Annotated in this window: 15 protein-coding genes; 5 read left to right on the forward strand and 10 right to left on the reverse strand. The window is 60.7% G+C overall.

All coding sequences use genetic code 11. The features are described 5' to 3' along the window. Positions 1-3 precede the first annotated feature (3 nt). Entirely contained in the window at positions 4-750 is a 747-nt protein-coding gene (locus PSH57_RS01865; protein WP_305387464.1) for a substrate-binding periplasmic protein, read from the forward strand. 155 nt (positions 751-905) lie between these two features. On the opposite strand, the gene PSH57_RS01870 is transcribed toward PSH57_RS01865, so the two are convergent. The 4 genes from PSH57_RS01870 to gpmI all read right to left on the reverse strand — a co-directional run bounded on the left by PSH57_RS01870 (position 906) and on the right by gpmI (position 6,071). Further along, on the reverse strand, positions 906-1,688 hold the full coding sequence (locus PSH57_RS01870) for a divergent polysaccharide deacetylase family protein (protein WP_305387465.1): 783 nt from the start codon (positions 1,686-1,688) through the stop codon (positions 906-908). A 1-nt stretch (position 1,689) separates the two neighbouring features. Further along, on the reverse strand, positions 1,690-3,006 hold the full coding sequence (locus tag PSH57_RS01875; RefSeq protein ID WP_305387466.1) for a S41 family peptidase: 1,317 nt from the start codon (positions 3,004-3,006) through the stop codon (positions 1,690-1,692). A 32-nt stretch (positions 3,007-3,038) separates the two neighbouring features. Next, the gene (locus PSH57_RS01880) at positions 3,039-4,325 is read right to left on the reverse strand and encodes a murein hydrolase activator EnvC family protein (protein WP_305387467.1); all 1,287 of its coding nucleotides are present in this window, start codon (positions 4,323-4,325) and stop codon (positions 3,039-3,041) included. Between the two features lie 216 nt (positions 4,326-4,541). Further along, entirely contained in the window at positions 4,542-6,071 is a 1,530-nt protein-coding gene (gene gpmI / locus PSH57_RS01885; RefSeq protein WP_305387468.1) for a 2,3-bisphosphoglycerate-independent phosphoglycerate mutase, read from the reverse strand. A 152-nt stretch (positions 6,072-6,223) separates the two neighbouring features. Here gpmI and PSH57_RS01890 point away from each other — a divergent pair, with 152 nt between their 5' ends. The 3 genes from PSH57_RS01890 to secB are packed head-to-tail and all read left to right on the forward strand — an operon-like array spanning position 6,224 to position 7,414. Next, the gene (locus PSH57_RS01890; protein WP_305387469.1) at positions 6,224-6,637 is read left to right on the forward strand and encodes a rhodanese-like domain-containing protein; all 414 of its coding nucleotides are present in this window, start codon (positions 6,224-6,226) and stop codon (positions 6,635-6,637) included. A 1-nt stretch (position 6,638) separates the two neighbouring features. Then, on the forward strand, positions 6,639-6,893 hold the full coding sequence (grxC, locus tag PSH57_RS01895; RefSeq protein WP_047226909.1) for a glutaredoxin 3: 255 nt from the start codon (positions 6,639-6,641) through the stop codon (positions 6,891-6,893). A gap of 38 nt (positions 6,894-6,931) precedes the next feature. Continuing rightward, a complete protein-coding gene (gene secB / locus PSH57_RS01900; RefSeq protein WP_047226910.1) occupies positions 6,932-7,414 on the forward strand; it encodes a protein-export chaperone SecB in 483 nt (160 codons plus the stop codon). Between the two features lie 103 nt (positions 7,415-7,517). Here the strand turns inward: secB and PSH57_RS01905 are convergent, their stop codons facing one another. After that, positions 7,518-7,973 (reverse strand): tRNA (cytidine(34)-2'-O)-methyltransferase, encoded by a 456-nt coding sequence (locus PSH57_RS01905; protein ID WP_305387472.1) that lies wholly within the window; start codon positions 7,971-7,973, stop codon positions 7,518-7,520. Between PSH57_RS01905 and PSH57_RS01910 the strand changes: the two genes are divergently transcribed. Beyond that, entirely contained in the window at positions 7,972-8,412 is a 441-nt protein-coding gene (locus PSH57_RS01910) for a hypothetical protein (RefSeq protein ID WP_305387473.1), read from the forward strand. The genes PSH57_RS01905 and PSH57_RS01910 overlap by 2 nt on opposite strands. A 507-nt stretch (positions 8,413-8,919) precedes the next feature. On the opposite strand, the gene ntrC is transcribed toward PSH57_RS01910, so the two are convergent. The 5 genes from ntrC to PSH57_RS01935 form a co-directional block, all read right to left on the reverse strand. Continuing rightward, entirely contained in the window at positions 8,920-10,356 is a 1,437-nt protein-coding gene (ntrC, locus tag PSH57_RS01915) for a nitrogen regulation protein NR(I) (RefSeq protein WP_305387474.1), read from the reverse strand. Next, on the reverse strand, positions 10,353-11,438 hold the full coding sequence (glnL, locus tag PSH57_RS01920; protein ID WP_025211354.1) for a nitrogen regulation protein NR(II): 1,086 nt from the start codon (positions 11,436-11,438) through the stop codon (positions 10,353-10,355). The genes ntrC and glnL overlap by 4 nt, the downstream gene beginning before the upstream one ends. Before the next feature lie 231 nt (positions 11,439-11,669). Continuing rightward, the gene (locus PSH57_RS01925) at positions 11,670-12,293 is read right to left on the reverse strand and encodes a DUF4124 domain-containing protein (RefSeq protein ID WP_305387478.1); all 624 of its coding nucleotides are present in this window, start codon (positions 12,291-12,293) and stop codon (positions 11,670-11,672) included. After that, positions 12,290-12,808 carry a DUF4124 domain-containing protein gene (locus PSH57_RS01930; protein WP_305387481.1) on the reverse strand — a complete coding sequence of 173 codons (519 nt, stop codon included), beginning with the start codon at positions 12,806-12,808 and terminating at the stop codon, positions 12,290-12,292. The genes PSH57_RS01925 and PSH57_RS01930 overlap by 4 nt, the downstream gene beginning before the upstream one ends. Before the next feature lie 400 nt (positions 12,809-13,208). After that, a complete protein-coding gene (locus PSH57_RS01935; RefSeq protein ID WP_305386055.1) occupies positions 13,209-14,171 on the reverse strand; it encodes an IS110 family transposase in 963 nt (320 codons plus the stop codon). Positions 14,172-14,582: the final 411 nt, after the last annotated feature.

Raw genomic sequence — 14,582 nt, forward strand, 5'->3', positions numbered from 1 at the left:
GATATGCTCAAACGCTTCGTTCTTGCCTTTGCCGGCGTCACGTTGTTGCTGGCAGGCACCGCCCGTGCTACCGAGTCTTCGCTGGTGTTGCTGACGGAAAATTTCCCGCCTTACAACATGGCCAAGAATGGTAAAAACTTCGCTCAGGACGAGAACATCAATGGCATCGCAGTGGACATCGTCCGCGAGATATTCAAGCGTGCCGATATCAGCTACAGCCTGACGCTGCGTTTCCCGTGGGAGCGTATTTATAAGCTGGCCCTGGATAATCCCGGGTACGGTGTGTTTGTCACGGCACGATTGCCCGAGCGTGAAAAACTCTTCAAATGGGTCGGTCCGATTGGCCCGGACGACTGGATCATGCTCGCCAAGGCCGACAGCAAGATTTCCCTGGACTCGTTGGAGCAGGCGCGTCAATACAGGATCGGGGCCTATAAAGGCGACGCGATTGCCGAGACATTGGCCAGGCAAGGACTGAACCCGATTGTCGTATTACGCGATCAGGACAACGCCAGGAAGCTGGTCAAAGGTCAAATCGATCTTTGGGCCACTGGGGACCCGGCCGGGCGGTACCTGGCGCGTCAGGAAGGGGTGGACGATCTCAAGACCGTGCTGCGGTTCAACAGTGCCCAGTTGTACCTGGCCCTGAACAAAAACGTGCCCGACGACGTGGTCGCCCGTCTTCAAGCGGCCCTGGATGAGCTGCGCAAGGAAGGCGCGGTGGACGCGATCATGGCGCGGTATCTCTGAAGACTGCGCCACCGCCATCGCGAGCAGGCTCCCACAGGGATCAGGTCGTTTGCAAATTAATGACTCACCGCAGATCCAGTGTGGGAGCGAGCCTGCTCGCGATGGCGGCGGCGCGGTTTAAGCTAGAGCCTATACAGCCGCCCAAATGCCAACCGCTACCGATAAACCCCATCTTTGCCATGCCCGGCCATCGCCCGATTGCTGCGCAAGCTGATCATCGACTTGATGTCGATCCATTCGATGCCCTGGGCCTTGAGCCTGGGCAGTTCGCGTTCGAGCACCGCCAGGGTCTGCGGATAGGGATGGCCAATCATCACCGCAGAACCCTGCTGGCGGGCCAGTTCTATGGCGACCTGAAGCTGATGCGCGATGGCCGCTTCGGTGCGCTCATCGTCCAGGAACACATCGCGCGACACGCTGGCGAGGCCGATCTTCTGCGCCTCGGCGGCGGCGACTGTCTGGGCGCTGGTGCGGCTGTCGACGAAGAACTTGTGTCGCTGCTGCAAGTTCGCCATCAACCACGCCATGGCCCGCGGTTGGGAAGTCATGCGGCTGCCCATGTGGTTATTGATCCCGCTGGTGAAGGGTACCGCGGCGAATGCGGCGTCGAGGCGCTTTCCCAGCTCTTCAAGGGGCAGTTCCGGATGCCAGGCGAACGGCCCGGTGGCCGGGTCCATGGGCATGTGCAGCATGACGACCTTGCCGGCGCGATGGGCCTCGCGGGCAAACTCGGCAGCGTGGGGCGTATCGGGCATGATCGCTGCGGTGACTGGGCCGGGCAGGGCCAGCACGCGGCGATCCCGAGGCAGGTTTTGCCCCAGGTCGTCGATGATCAGGCTCAGGTAGGCCTTGTGCGGTGCGGGTGGTGGTGTGGCGGGCGCGGCAAAGGCAGCGCCCGCCAGACAGCACATCAGGCCCAGGATGACGCGCAGGCCCATCTCAGCGGCCGGAGGTGATGTTCAGTCCTTTGAGCAGGCTCAGGGCCTGGGCCAACTGATAGTCGTCATCCTGCGGCATCGGCTTGGCCTTGGCACCGGAGCCGGTCGGTTTGTCGGCGCCGCCGTTGCCATTGCCCAAATGCCCCTGCAAGTCAGCTTCCTTGAAGTACTCGCTGTCCTGCTCGCTGGTGATCTTGGCCTTGCGCACCTCGATGTCCGGAACGATGCCCTGGGCCTGGATGGAGCGGCCGTTAGGGGTGTAGTACAGCGCGGTGGTGATCTTCAGGGCGCGGTCATTGTTGAGCGGCAAGACGGTCTGCACCGAGCCCTTGCCGAAACTGGTGGTGCCCATGACGACACCGCGCTTCTGGTCCTGCAGGGCGCCGGCGACGATTTCCGATGCCGAAGCGCTGCCACCGTTGATCAGTACCACCAATGACACGGCTTCGCTCAGGTCGTTGCCGGTGGCCGAAAAGCGCAGCTCGGAATTGGCGATGCGGCCCTTGGTGTAGACGATCAGGCCCTTGGTGATGAAATGGTCGACTACTTCCACCGCCGATTGCAGTACGCCGCCGGGGTTGTTACGCAGATCCAGAACCATACCGTTGAGTTTCTTGCCGTTGTCCTTGCGCAGCTTGGCCAGGGCCTTGGCGACTTCTTCGCCGGTCTTGACCTGGAACTGGGTGATGCGGATGTACCCGTAGCCCGATTCCAGCAACTGGCTCTTCACGCTTTTGACCTGGATGATCGCGCGGGTCAGGGTCACGTCGAACGGCGTGCCGCCATCGCGCACCAGGGTCAGGGTAATCTTCTGGCCGATCTTGCCGCGCATCTTGTCCACGGCTTCGGTCATGCTCTGGCCGCGAGTCGGCTGGCCGTTGATCTTGACGATGAAATCGCCAGCCTGGATGCCGGCCTTGGAAGCGGGCGTGTCGTCGATGGGCGAAACCACTTTGACGAAGCCGTCTTCGCTGCCGACTTCGATGCCCAGGCCGCCGAACTCGCCGCTGGTGCTTTCCTGCAGTTCGGCGAAATCTTCCGGCCCCAGGTAGGCGGAGTGAGGATCAAGGTTGCTGAGCATGCCTTTGATGGCGTTCTCCAGCAGCATCTTGTCGTCCACCGGTTCCACGTAGGCGGCCTTGATCCGGTCCATGACTTCGGCGAAGGTGCGCAGTTCGTCCAGCGGCAGCGGTGCCTTGGTGGTCGCGGCCGTAGCGGCTGTCGACGAGGGGACCGGTTCAGCGGCGAACGCCAGGGGCGCACCGATCACAAGGGCGATCGTCAGGGCCAGCGAGGTGAGGCGGGACAAATGCAGCATGTCGAACGAACTCCTGAGTTGGATGGGCGCGCTTATCCTTGCGCACGACACCATTGGGTCGGGTCGCTGGGGCGACCCTGCTGACGAATAGCGAAATACAGCGCTGGCGTATCCTGCCCGCCACTGTTACCAACCGTAGAGATGGACTCGCCGGCCTTGACCACATCGCCGGCAGCCTTGAGCAGCGTCTGGTTATGGCCGTACAGGCTCAAATAGCCGTTACCGTGATCCAGGATCACCAGCAGGCCGGCGCCGCGCAGCCAGTCGGCGAACACCACGCGTCCTCCGTGCACGGCATGCACTTGGCTGCCGGCAGTGGCGCTGATCATCACACCGTCCCATTTGGTGCGGGTGTCATCGCCGCGGGTTTGACCGAAGCGTGCAAGCAATCGACCATTGACCGGCCATGGAAGTTTGCCCCGTGCCGAAGCAAAAGCGCCGCCGAAGGTTTCACCGCCCGTGGAAACCAACGGGCCGGGGCTTGATCGGGCAGGCTTGCGCGGCGCATCGCTGGCGTCGGCCTGGGCCTCACGCAAGCGCTTTTTTTCGGCTTCCTGCTGGGCGATCAGCGCCTTCTGGCGTGCTTCTTCCGCCTCTCGAGCCTGGCGTGCCAGGGTCTCTTCGATGGTCTTCAAGACTTTTGCCAGTTGAGCCTGGTCCTGCTCGCGAGCCTTGAGCTTGCTGTCGCGGGCCTTCACGTCCTCATTGAGCTTAGCCAGGGCGAGCTGACGCTCCTTGCGAACCTTCTCCAGCTCTTCGCGCTGGGTGTCGAGGCTGCTTTTCTGCACCAGCAACTGCGCCTGCTGCAATTCAATCTCTTTTTCGACATTGGCCAATTGGCGCAGGGTTTCGTTAAAGCTCTTGAGTTGCTCCAGGCGTGCCTGGCTCAGGTAATCGTAATAAGTCAGCGTGCGGGCGAACTTCTCGGGGTTCTGCTGATTGAGCAGCAGCTTGAGATATTCCTGCCGGCCGTTCTGGTAGGCCGCCCGGGCCTGGATGGCAATCAGCTTTTGCTGTTCAGTGCGCGCGCTCTGGAGTTTTTTTTTCTCTCCATCGAGCCGCTGCAGCTCGGATTCACTTTTTTTCAGCTCTTTTTGCAGGGCGTCGACCTGTTTCTCCAGCTTGCCCATCTCGGTCTCGGTGCCGCGCAGGTCTTTCTGCACACCGGACTTCTCCTCCTGCAGCTTGCCCAGAAGCTTTTTCAGCTCGGCAATGTCCTGACGCGTGGCGTCCAACTGCTGTTGGGTTTGCGCGCGCTCGTCAGCAAAGGCCGGTTGGAGCAGGCAGGTCAGAACGAGGGCTATCAGAACGCGAAGCATAGAGGCGGGCGACACCAGGGAAAGGGACGGCCTAGTATGCCCGCCCCACGCTGCAAAAAAAACGCCCATTTGGGGCTGTGTGATAACTGGCCCAAAAAACACCTTGAACCCTGTGGGAGCGAGCCTGCTCGCGATGAGTCCATAACATCCAACATAGATGTTGACTGTAATACCGCTATCGCGAGCAGGCTCGCTCCCACATTGGTAAGTGTTGGGTCAGACCAGGATCGACGTCCCGGTCATCTCCGCCGGCTTCTCCATGCCCAACAGCATCAGCATGGTTGGCGCCACGTCAGCCAGCACGCCGCCATCGCGGACCTTGAAGTTGCGCTTGCCGACATAGATGAATGGCACCGGCTCGGTGGTGTGGGCGGTGTGGGCCTGGCCGGTGGACTCGTCGGACATTTGCTCGACATTCCCGTGGTCGGCGGTGATCAGCGCTTCACCGCCGACTTTTTCCAGCGCCTCGACGATGCGCCCGACGCAGGTGTCCAGGCATTCCACGGCTTTGACCGCGGCGTCGAACACACCGCTGTGGCCGACCATGTCGCCGTTGGCGTAGTTGACCACGATCACGTCGTAGCGCTGGTTCTTAATGGCATCGACGATGCGGTCGGTGACTTCCGGGGCGCTCATCTCCGGTTGCAGGTCATAGGTGGCGACTTTCGGCGACGGGATCAGGATGCGTTCTTCGCCGGGGAAGGGCTCTTCACGGCCACCGGAGAAGAAGAACGTCACGTGGGCATACTTCTCGGTTTCAGCGATGCGCAGTTGGGTCTTGCCGTTCTTCGCCAGGTAATCGCCCAGCACGTTTTCCAGGCTGCCGGCGGCGAAGGCCGACGGTGCCGGGATGCTGGCGGCGTATTGAGTCAACATCACGAAGCCGGCCAGTTTCGGCTGGCGGGCGCGTTCGAACTCCTTGAAATCGTCTTCGACAAACACGCGGGTCAGTTCGCGGGCACGGTCGGCGCGGAAATTCATGAACACCACGGCGTCGCCGTCTTCGACTTTGACCGGCTCACCGATGGTGGTGGCTTTGACGAACTCGTCGCTTTCACCCCGTTCGTAGGCGGCTTGCAGGCCTTCCTGGGCGGTGGCAGCGTTGAACTCGGCGTTGCCGTCGACAATCAGGTTGTAGGCCTGGGCCACCCGATCCCAGCGGTTATCGCGGTCCATGGCGTAGTAGCGGCCGACGATGCTGGCAATACGGCCCTTGCCGAGGGCCTGGAAAGTGCTGTCGAGCAGTTTGATCGACGACGTGGCGCTTTTTGGCGGGGTGTCACGGCCATCGAGGAACGCGTGCAGGTAGATTTTTTCGGCGCCGCGCTTGGAGGCCAGTTCGGCCATGGCGATCAGGTGATCCTGATGGCTGTGCACGCCGCCATCGGACAGCAGGCCCATGAAGTGCACGGCTTTACCGGCCGCCACGGCTTTATCCACAGCAGCGCAGATGGTCGGGTTTTCAAAGAATTCGCCGTCGCGGATCGCTTTGGTCACACGGGTGAAGTCCTGATACACCACGCGGCCCGCGCCGAGGTTCATGTGGCCGACCTCGGAGTTGCCCATCTGTCCGTCGGGCAGGCCAACGTCCATGCCGCTGCCGGAGATCAGGCCGTTCGGCACGGTGGCCCCCAGACGGTCCAGCACAGGCTTGCGGGCCGCGTACACGGCATTGGATTCGTGGCTGTCACTGTGACCGAAGCCGTCGAGAATCATCAGGACCAAAGGTTTAGGCGTGGTAGTCATGGAATCCACTCGTGGCTGATTAAAAGAAGGCGATGGAAAAGGGACGGGCAGTTTAAAGGTAAGTTCCGGTGCCGTCACCGCCGGGCGGGGTTTGGCCGACCTTGTGTGCTGTGTATACTGGCCGACATTTTAACGCCCTGGAACCTCCTTCGATGGTTGCTCACCTGATTGAATTTGCCACTAACCACTACCTTCTCGTCGGTATCTTCGTCGTACTGCTGGCGTTGCTGGTTGCCCATACGATGCAGGGCGGCGGCCGCAGCCTCAGTACTGGCGAGCTGACGGCACTGGTCAACAAGGACACCGGCGTGGTGGTAGACATCCGCCCGAGCAAGGATTACGCCGCTGGTCACATTGTCGGCGCGGTGAACATTCCTCAGGACAAACTGATCGCCCGTATCGGTGAACTGGAAAAGCACAAAGCCAAGACGCTGATCCTGGTGGATGCCCAGGGCCAGCACGCAGGCACTCATGCCCGTGAACTGATGAAGTCCGGCTTTACCGCCGCCAAGCTGTCTGGTGGCGTTGCAAGCTGGAAAGCCGACAATCTGCCCCTGGTGAAGTGAGATGACCCACGTCGTTGTCTATTCCAGCGATTACTGCCCCTATTGCTCCCGAGCCAAGTTCCTGCTCAAGAACAAAGGCGTGGCTTTCGAAGAGATCAAGGTCGACGGCAAGCCGCAACTGCGTGCCGAAATGACTCAAAAGGCCGGACGCACCTCCGTGCCGCAGATCTGGATCGGTAGCACCCACGTGGGCGGTTGCGATGATCTGTTTGCCCTGGATCGCGCCGGCAAGCTCGATGCGATGCTCAAGGCCTGAATTCCCTACTAAGAACCTGAAAGTAAGAAGGATCTGCGATGACTGACCAACAGAACACAGCTGCCAGCGAAGAAGAAACCGCACCGCAATTCTCCTTGCAGCGCATTTACGTACGTGACCTGTCCTTCGAAGCCCCGAAAAGCCCGGCGATCTTTCGCCAGCAGTGGGAACCTAGCGTCGGCCTGGATCTGAACACCCGCCAGAAAGCCCTGGAAGATGACTTCCACGAAGTGGTGCTGACCCTGTCGGTCACCGTGAAGAACGGTGACGAAGTGGCATTCATTGCCGAAGTGCAGCAGGCCGGGATCTTCCTGATCAAGAACCTGGATGCCGCTTCGATGAGCCACACCCTGGGTGCGTTCTGCCCGAACATTCTGTTCCCGTACGCCCGCGAAACCCTCGACAGCCTGGTGACCCGCGGTTCGTTCCCGGCCCTGATGCTGGCCCCGGTGAACTTCGATGCCTTGTATGCGCAAGAACTGCAGCGCATGCAACAAGAAGGCGCCGCAACCGTTCAGTAAGCGGCGCTGCCAGCCCGGCACAAACCCTGTGGGGGCGAGCCCTGTGGGAGCTAACTCAGCTCCCACAGGCTCGCTCCCACAGGTGTTTCTGGCTGACAGGGGCTCAGGCGAAACCGTTCTGCCGCCAGGCCTCGTAAACCGCCACTGCCACGGTGTTGGACAGGTTCAGGCTGCGACAGCCCTCGCGCATCGGCAGGCGCAGACGCTGGTCGGCGGGCAGGGCGTCCAGTACCTCGCCCGGCAGGCCACGGCTTTCCGGGCCGAACAGGAATGCATCGCCGGCGACGAAACGGGCGTCATGAAACGGCCGCGAGCCCTTGGTGGTGAAGGCGAACAGTCGCGGATGCCCCAGGCTTTCCAGACAGCTGGCGAGGTCGGCGTGGCGCTGCAGAGTGGCATACTCGTGATAGTCGAGGCCGGCACGGCGCAAGCGCTTGTCGTCCATCTCGAAGCCCAATGGTTCGATCAAATGCAGGTGGCAGCCGCTGTTGGCGCACAGCCTGATGACGTTGCCGGTGTTCGGCGGAATTTCCGGTTGAAAAAGGATGACGTGAAACATGCACGGCTCCGCAGATAAAGATGAGCGGCATTCTACGCCGCAAACCGATCGGCGTTCGAAGCTATTGCCTCGGGTGATGGGGTCTTTGGCGATCTTCGGTCTGATGCTCGGCTTGATGATCGGTCGCCTGACCACGCCCGACCCAAGCGTGCTGCAACAGGTCGAGGTGACCGATGGGACGCTGGTGGCCTGGTTCAACAACGAACCCAAGCTGCACGGGGAAATGATCGACGGCTCCGTGGCGCTGTTATTCCAGGCAGAAGGCCGCCCGCAGAAGGGCCAGCTCAAACTCAACGGCAAGGACGTGAACTGGCGGGTGCGTTTGAGTGACAAGGGGTTGTTGCTGACGCTGGTAGCGGCGCGCTCGTTGCGAGGGGAGTGGGCGGGTAGCGAGGTCGATGACCGCTGGCGGCTGGAGGTCCGTCTCCAGGAGCAATAAAAGAGGGAATCCCCGGCCTGCCTGTACCAAGGTCCCCAAACGGGAGGGCTTGCGCTAAACGCGTGGCCCCGGATGTAAAGAAGGGAAACCTTGACCTGCCTGTATCAAGGCCCCCAAAACAGTGGGCTCGATGAGCCCGATATAAAATGGGGAATCCCCGGCCTGCCTGTACCAAGGTCCCCGAAACTGGGTAGTGATTGAGCTATTGCAGGGGGCGTGCCAGTTTTAAATGACTTGTCACAAAAAGACTGCTGGTGATGCGAAAAGCCCCGTATTCCGGGGCTTTTGCTTTTGTTTGTGCGGTTTTTTTAGAGCGGGGCCGATGGGGTTTGGCTTGTGATGCATGTGCAATTGCGGTTCGCAGTGCATTGATGCGGTGCATCAAACCTTCAAAAGCATCGCGAGCAGGCTCGCTCCCACAAGATAGTCGCAACACCGCAAACCTTTGTGGGAGCGAGCCTGCTCGCGATTGGCCTTCAAGATCAGCGAAGACCTAAAGACTGTTTTTCAACCCTCATCCCCTTCCTCGTCATCCCCGCCATCAACCTTCATTCCCAATTCCTTGATCTTGCGGGTCAAGGTATTGCGGCCCCAGCCCAGCAGCACGGCGGCGTCGCGGCGGCGGCCGGCGGTGTGCTTGAGGGCCGTCTCGATCATGATGCGTTCGAAACTTGGTACGGCGCTGTCCAGCAGGTTCGATTGGCCGCGGGCCAGGGCCTGGTCGGCCCACTGGCGAAGGGCCTGTTCCCAATTGGTCACCGGAGCCGAGTCCTGAGGCAGGCTCAGCAGTTCCGGCGGCAGATCGCTGATGTGCACTTCGCGACCGGACGCCATCACCGTGATCCACCGGCAGGTGTTCTCCAGTTGGCGCACGTTGCCGGGCCAAGGCAGGTTCTTGAGGTATTCCTCGGTTTCGCTCTTGAGCAGCTTGGGCTCCACCGCCAGCTCCTGGGCGGCGCGGCTGAGGAAGTGCCGGGCCAGGGTCGGGATGTCTTCGCGACGGTCCGCCATGCGTGGGATATGAATGCGGATCACGTTCAGGCGATGGAACAAGTCTTCACGGAATTTTCCCGCGTGGACCAGGGTTTCCAGGTTCTGGTGGGTGGCGGCGATGATGCGTACATCGACCTTGACCGGGGTATGGCCGCCCACCCGATAGAACTCGCCGTCCGCCAGCACGCGCAACAGCCGGGTCTGAGTGTCGGCCGGCATGTCGCCGATTTCGTCGAGGAACAAGGTACCGCCGTCGGCTTGTTCGAAGCGTCCGCGCCGCAGGTTGGCCGCGCCGGTGAACGCACCTTTCTCGTGGCCGAACAACTCGGACTCCATCAGGTCCTTGGGGATCGCCGCCATGTTCAGTGCGATGAACGGTGATGCCGCCCGTGGACTGTGGCGGTGCAGGGCATGGGCGACCAGTTCTTTACCGGTGCCCGATTCGCCGTTGATCAGCACGGTGATATTGGAGTGGCTCAAGCGCCCAATGGCGCGAAACACTTCCTGCATCGCCGGCGCTTCGCCGATGATTTCCGGGGTGCGGGCCAGCGCCGGCACCTCCTCCATACCCTGTTGTTCCTGGGCGTGCTGGTTGGCGCGCTTGACCAGTGACACCGCTTCGTCAACGTCGAACGGCTTGGGCAGGTATTCGAAGGCGCCGCCCTGGTAGGACGCCACCGCGCTGTCCAGGTCTGAGTGGGCGGTCATGATGATCACTGGCAGCCGGGGGTGCTGCTCGCGAATCCGCGCCAGCAGGTCCAGGCCGCTGGCGCCGGGCATGCGGATGTCGGAGATGATGACGTCCGGTTGCTGACGGGCCAGGCGGCTCATCACCCCATCGGCGCTGTCGAAGCTCTGGGTGGTCATGCCTTCCTGTTGCAAGGCTTTTTCCAGGACCCAACGGATAGAACGGTCGTCATCGACGATCCACACGGTTTCACTACGGCTCATGTCGATGTGGCTCCTTGTTCCAGTGGCAGGAAGATCGAAAAGGTGGTGTGGCCGGGGTGGCTCTCACATTCGATCAAGCCCTGATGCTGACTGATGATGTTCTGGGTAATGGACAGGCCCAGCCCGGTACCGTCCGGGCGGCCGCTGACCATGGGAAAGAAGATGGTTTCCTGCAACTCCGTGGGAATGCCCGGACCGTTGTCGATGATTTCGATCTTGGTCACCAGACGGTGGCGCACGTGGCCGATGGTGAACTGGCGCATGGCGCGGGTGCGCAGGCTGATACGGCCCAGGCGCAGCTCGTTCTGGCTGCTGATGGCCTGCATGGCATTGCGCACGATGTTCAGCACCGCCTGGATCATCTGTTCGCGGTCGATCAATACATCGGGAATGCTCGGGTCGTAGTCGCGCACCAAGGTGATGCACCCCTGGCTCTCGGCTTCCACCAGGCTGCTGACGCGCTCCAGTACCTCGTGGACATTGCACATCGCCAGGGACGGCAGCTTGTTGGAGCCGAGCATGCGATCCACCAGATTGCGCAAGCGGTCGGCTTCTTCAATGATGACGTTGGTGTAGTCCTTGAGGCTTTCTTCCGGCAGTTCCCGGGCCAGCAGTTGCGCGGCGCCGCGAATCCCGCCGAGGGGGTTCTTGATCTCATGGGCCAGGCCGCGCACCAGCATCTTGCTGGTTTCCTGCTTGGACAACTGGGCTTCTTCCTTGGTGATGCGCAGCAGCCGATCACGCGGATGCACCTCCAGCAGCAACAGCGTGGCACCGTTGTTCAGGATCGGTGTTACCGCGTAATCCACCGTCAGGGTCTGGCCGGTCAGGGCGGTGAGCATCGCTTCGCGTTTGGTGAACGGATGCGCCTGTTCCACGGCTTGACGCAAGGAGTTGAGCGCCTCGGCCGATTCGGTGAACAGCTCGCTGATGAACTGCCCGTGGCTGCGCTGGCCGCTGACAGCCAGCAGCATCTCCGCTGCCGGGTTCATGTACTCAAGGCGCAATTGGGCATCGAGCAGGATGGTAGCGGTGGTGAGGTTGTCGAGTAGCAAGCGGTGTAGTGCGTCGCTAATGGTCATCAGGACCTCTTTTGGAGCGTAAGCAAGCACGCGTATGACGCGCCGGTACAAGGAAAATGCAAAAACCAAACCAAGGCTCCGAAAAGAAGCGTTTAGAGCCTCAAACGAACCTTTTCCGCCCGATCGCGTGGCGTTCTGCCAGCTTTTTCGGGTACTTTCGAACCAAAATGGGCTGGAATTTGAGTAGGGTGCAGACACTTGCACCAATATAGTGCGCCATCCGGGAGGGCGTTAGAAGAACGGCAGGATGCTGCTTTGCTCTTCAGCCGGCTTATCGGCGAGGGGGCATTCGGGACGCTGGCCGTAATCGGCTGTGGCGCAGGGTTTGATGCGGCGTTTTTGCGCCAGGGAAATGCGCTGCATGTGGAAGGGTTGGTTGGCGGTGCGTTCGACGATACGGCCCTGCTCATCGAGGATCTCTACCGCCAGATGATGGCTGCCTCGATCGATGTTGCTCAGCGCGAACACTGGGCTGGGCCCCGGTTCGCCAGTGGGGTTGCCGTCCAGTAGCAGGCGGTAGCGGTGGCCTTTTTGCAAACCGGGTTCGCTGGTGACAGTGACGATCAGTTCCCCTGCTGTACTGCGTATCGTGGCATCCGGTTCGGGGATCAGCAGCCGCAGCATTTCGTAACGGAACATTGGATCGGGTTTTTCTGCAGGCGCCGGCGCCGAGGCTGCGCCGGGGGGCGGTGTCGCCATCCGGTTGGCGGGTGGCAGTTGCACTTTTTGGGCGTTGCCGGGACGCGGTTGATCGGTGAAGACGCGATTGCCCTGAGCGTCGATGTAGGTATAGATCTGCGCCAACCCCGGCAGCGTGGCCAGAGACAGGCACAGCGCGAGCAGCCAGCGGATCATGGACGATGAACCCGTTGCACCGTGAAGATGACGGTTTCGCTCTGTTGCACAAGATGTTCGCCATCGATGACCTGCACCGCCAGGCTGTGCTCGCCCCGGTCGATATTGACCAATTGCAGGCGCGGTACATTGCTCGGCTGGCCATAGGGCTGGCCGTCCAGCAACAACCTGAACAGATGAGGACTTTGCAGGCGCGGCCGAGCCAGGACGCCAACGGTAAAGGTGCCGTTGTTGGCGCGCAGGGCCTCTTCGCTGGGGATGTCCGTCAATTCCAGGGTTTCGTAGGCATCGGCTGATTCGTCGTGGGTCGAGGCGGGTGTGGGTACATCCGTCGTGGCCGGGGGCTGCGGTTCGACGCTGTTGAGCGGCGGCAGGTCCACCGCCTGGGCCGGCACGCCATCAGGCGGCTGGTTGCTATAGGCGGTGTTGCCGTCGGCGTCGGTGTATTTGTAGATCTGTGCGGCGGCTGGCAGTGACAACAGCAACAACAGAATTCCTGGAAAACCACGACCCATAAAATCAACCGAAAACCAAAAGTGTTGGATTGCAGCATAGGTCAGGGGAGGCGCTTGGCCCAAGTTGTTGCACGCAATCCCTTGGGGAGCCGTGTCACAGCCTCCTGGCTCGACACTGGACCCCTGTGGGAGCGGGCTTGCTCGCGAAAGCGGAGTGTCAGTCACTGGAGTGCTGGATGTGCCGGCCCCTTCGCGAGCAAGCCCGCTCCCACATTGGAGTTGCGGTGTCCGCAGCCTCCAGGTTCGACACCCTCCTGTGGGAGCGAGCCTGCTCGCGAAGGCAGTTTGTCGGTCACTGAGATGTTGGCTGTGCCGGCCCCTTCGCGAGCAAGCCCTCTCCCACATTGGAGTTGCGGTGTCCGCAGCCTCCAGGTTCGACACTTCCCCCCTGTGGGAGATTCTATGTTGCAGGGCAACCCTGCAACATAGGTGTCGGCTGGTACTCGCTCTGATTTTTCATCAAAGCAAATGCCACCCGGCATAACTTTCGGGCCAGCACCACCAATGCCTGGGTTTTTGAGAAACCTCTCGCCAGGTATGACTCGTAGAACGGCTTCCATCTAGGCGAGCGGCGTGCTGTCATTGCAGCGATATGAGCCAATCGGCGTATCTCTGAATCGCCCTTCTTGGTGAGGTGCCGTTGACCCTTCTTTTTTCCGGAGTCATCGACCCTCAAGTCCATCCCCAAAAACGCGATAAATGCATCGCTGTCCGCAAAATCACCTCGCATGAAACTCGTCGCCAATCCAGTAGCGACCAGTTCACCAACGCCCTCGATGGCTTTGCAGCGGCCGATATTCGCCTCAATTCCCGCTTCTTTGCTGACTTTTCGTAGCAACTTCTGAATGGCCTGAATCGCCTGTTCGAACGCCTTTTGCTGAGTGGCCAGCGTTTTTTTTAACAGAGGCTCATCGTGCCAGCTCAACATCAGGCCGGTATGGTTCTTGACCAGCGTCGCACGCCTATGAAGCAGGCTTTTTAACGTCGTGTAGGCTTTCGGTGGCGGGCTCCAGAGCCGCAACTCGTGCTGTTCATTGGTTAAATACCGCGCCAGCAGACGAGCATCACAAGGATCGTTCTTAGCCCGCTGGCCGATGCCGCGACGATAATTGCTCACCCGATAAGCATCCACGACATAGACCTGATGCCCCATCGCATGAGCCAGCTCGACGGTGTCCAGGTGGTAGATGTTGGTTGCTTCGACGGCTAGAGCACTTTGGGCGGGCAACGTTTTAAGCCAGCGTTTGAGGGATGTTCGGTCATTCTTGATGGTGTCAGTGGTTTGCAGGTCATAGCGATAAACAACAACTTCGGCCTTGGCTATATCAATACCAACAACCGTCTGCGAGGTAAGGATTGTCATAGCGAATCCTCGGAGCTAGGGTTTAGGTGCTTGTCGGGGTCTACCTTTGCGCTGGCTTGCCTCTATTGTCGGTTTTACCGATGAATTCCTTATTGGCGCTTTGGGTAGAAGGGGCGGGACGAGAAGTCTCCCACGGTCCGTACTGGCTAGAGTCGGAATCGAGCTTTTAGTCCCGCCCACCCCTTCAAGTCTAAACATACAAGCGAGCCTGCTCGCGAAGGCAGTTTGTCGGTCACTGAGATGTTGGCTGTGCCGGCCCCTTCGCGAGCAAGCCCGCTTCACATTGGAGTTGCGGCGTCCGCAGCCTCCTGGCTCGACACTGGACCCCTGTGGGAGCGGGCTTGCTCGCGAAAGCGGAGTGTCAGTCACTGGAGTGCTGGATGTGCCGGCCCCTTCGCGAGCAAGCCCGCT

It is taken from the genome of Pseudomonas hefeiensis (genome assembly GCF_030687835.1).
GTDB lineage: Bacteria > Pseudomonadota > Gammaproteobacteria > Pseudomonadales > Pseudomonadaceae > Aquipseudomonas > Aquipseudomonas hefeiensis.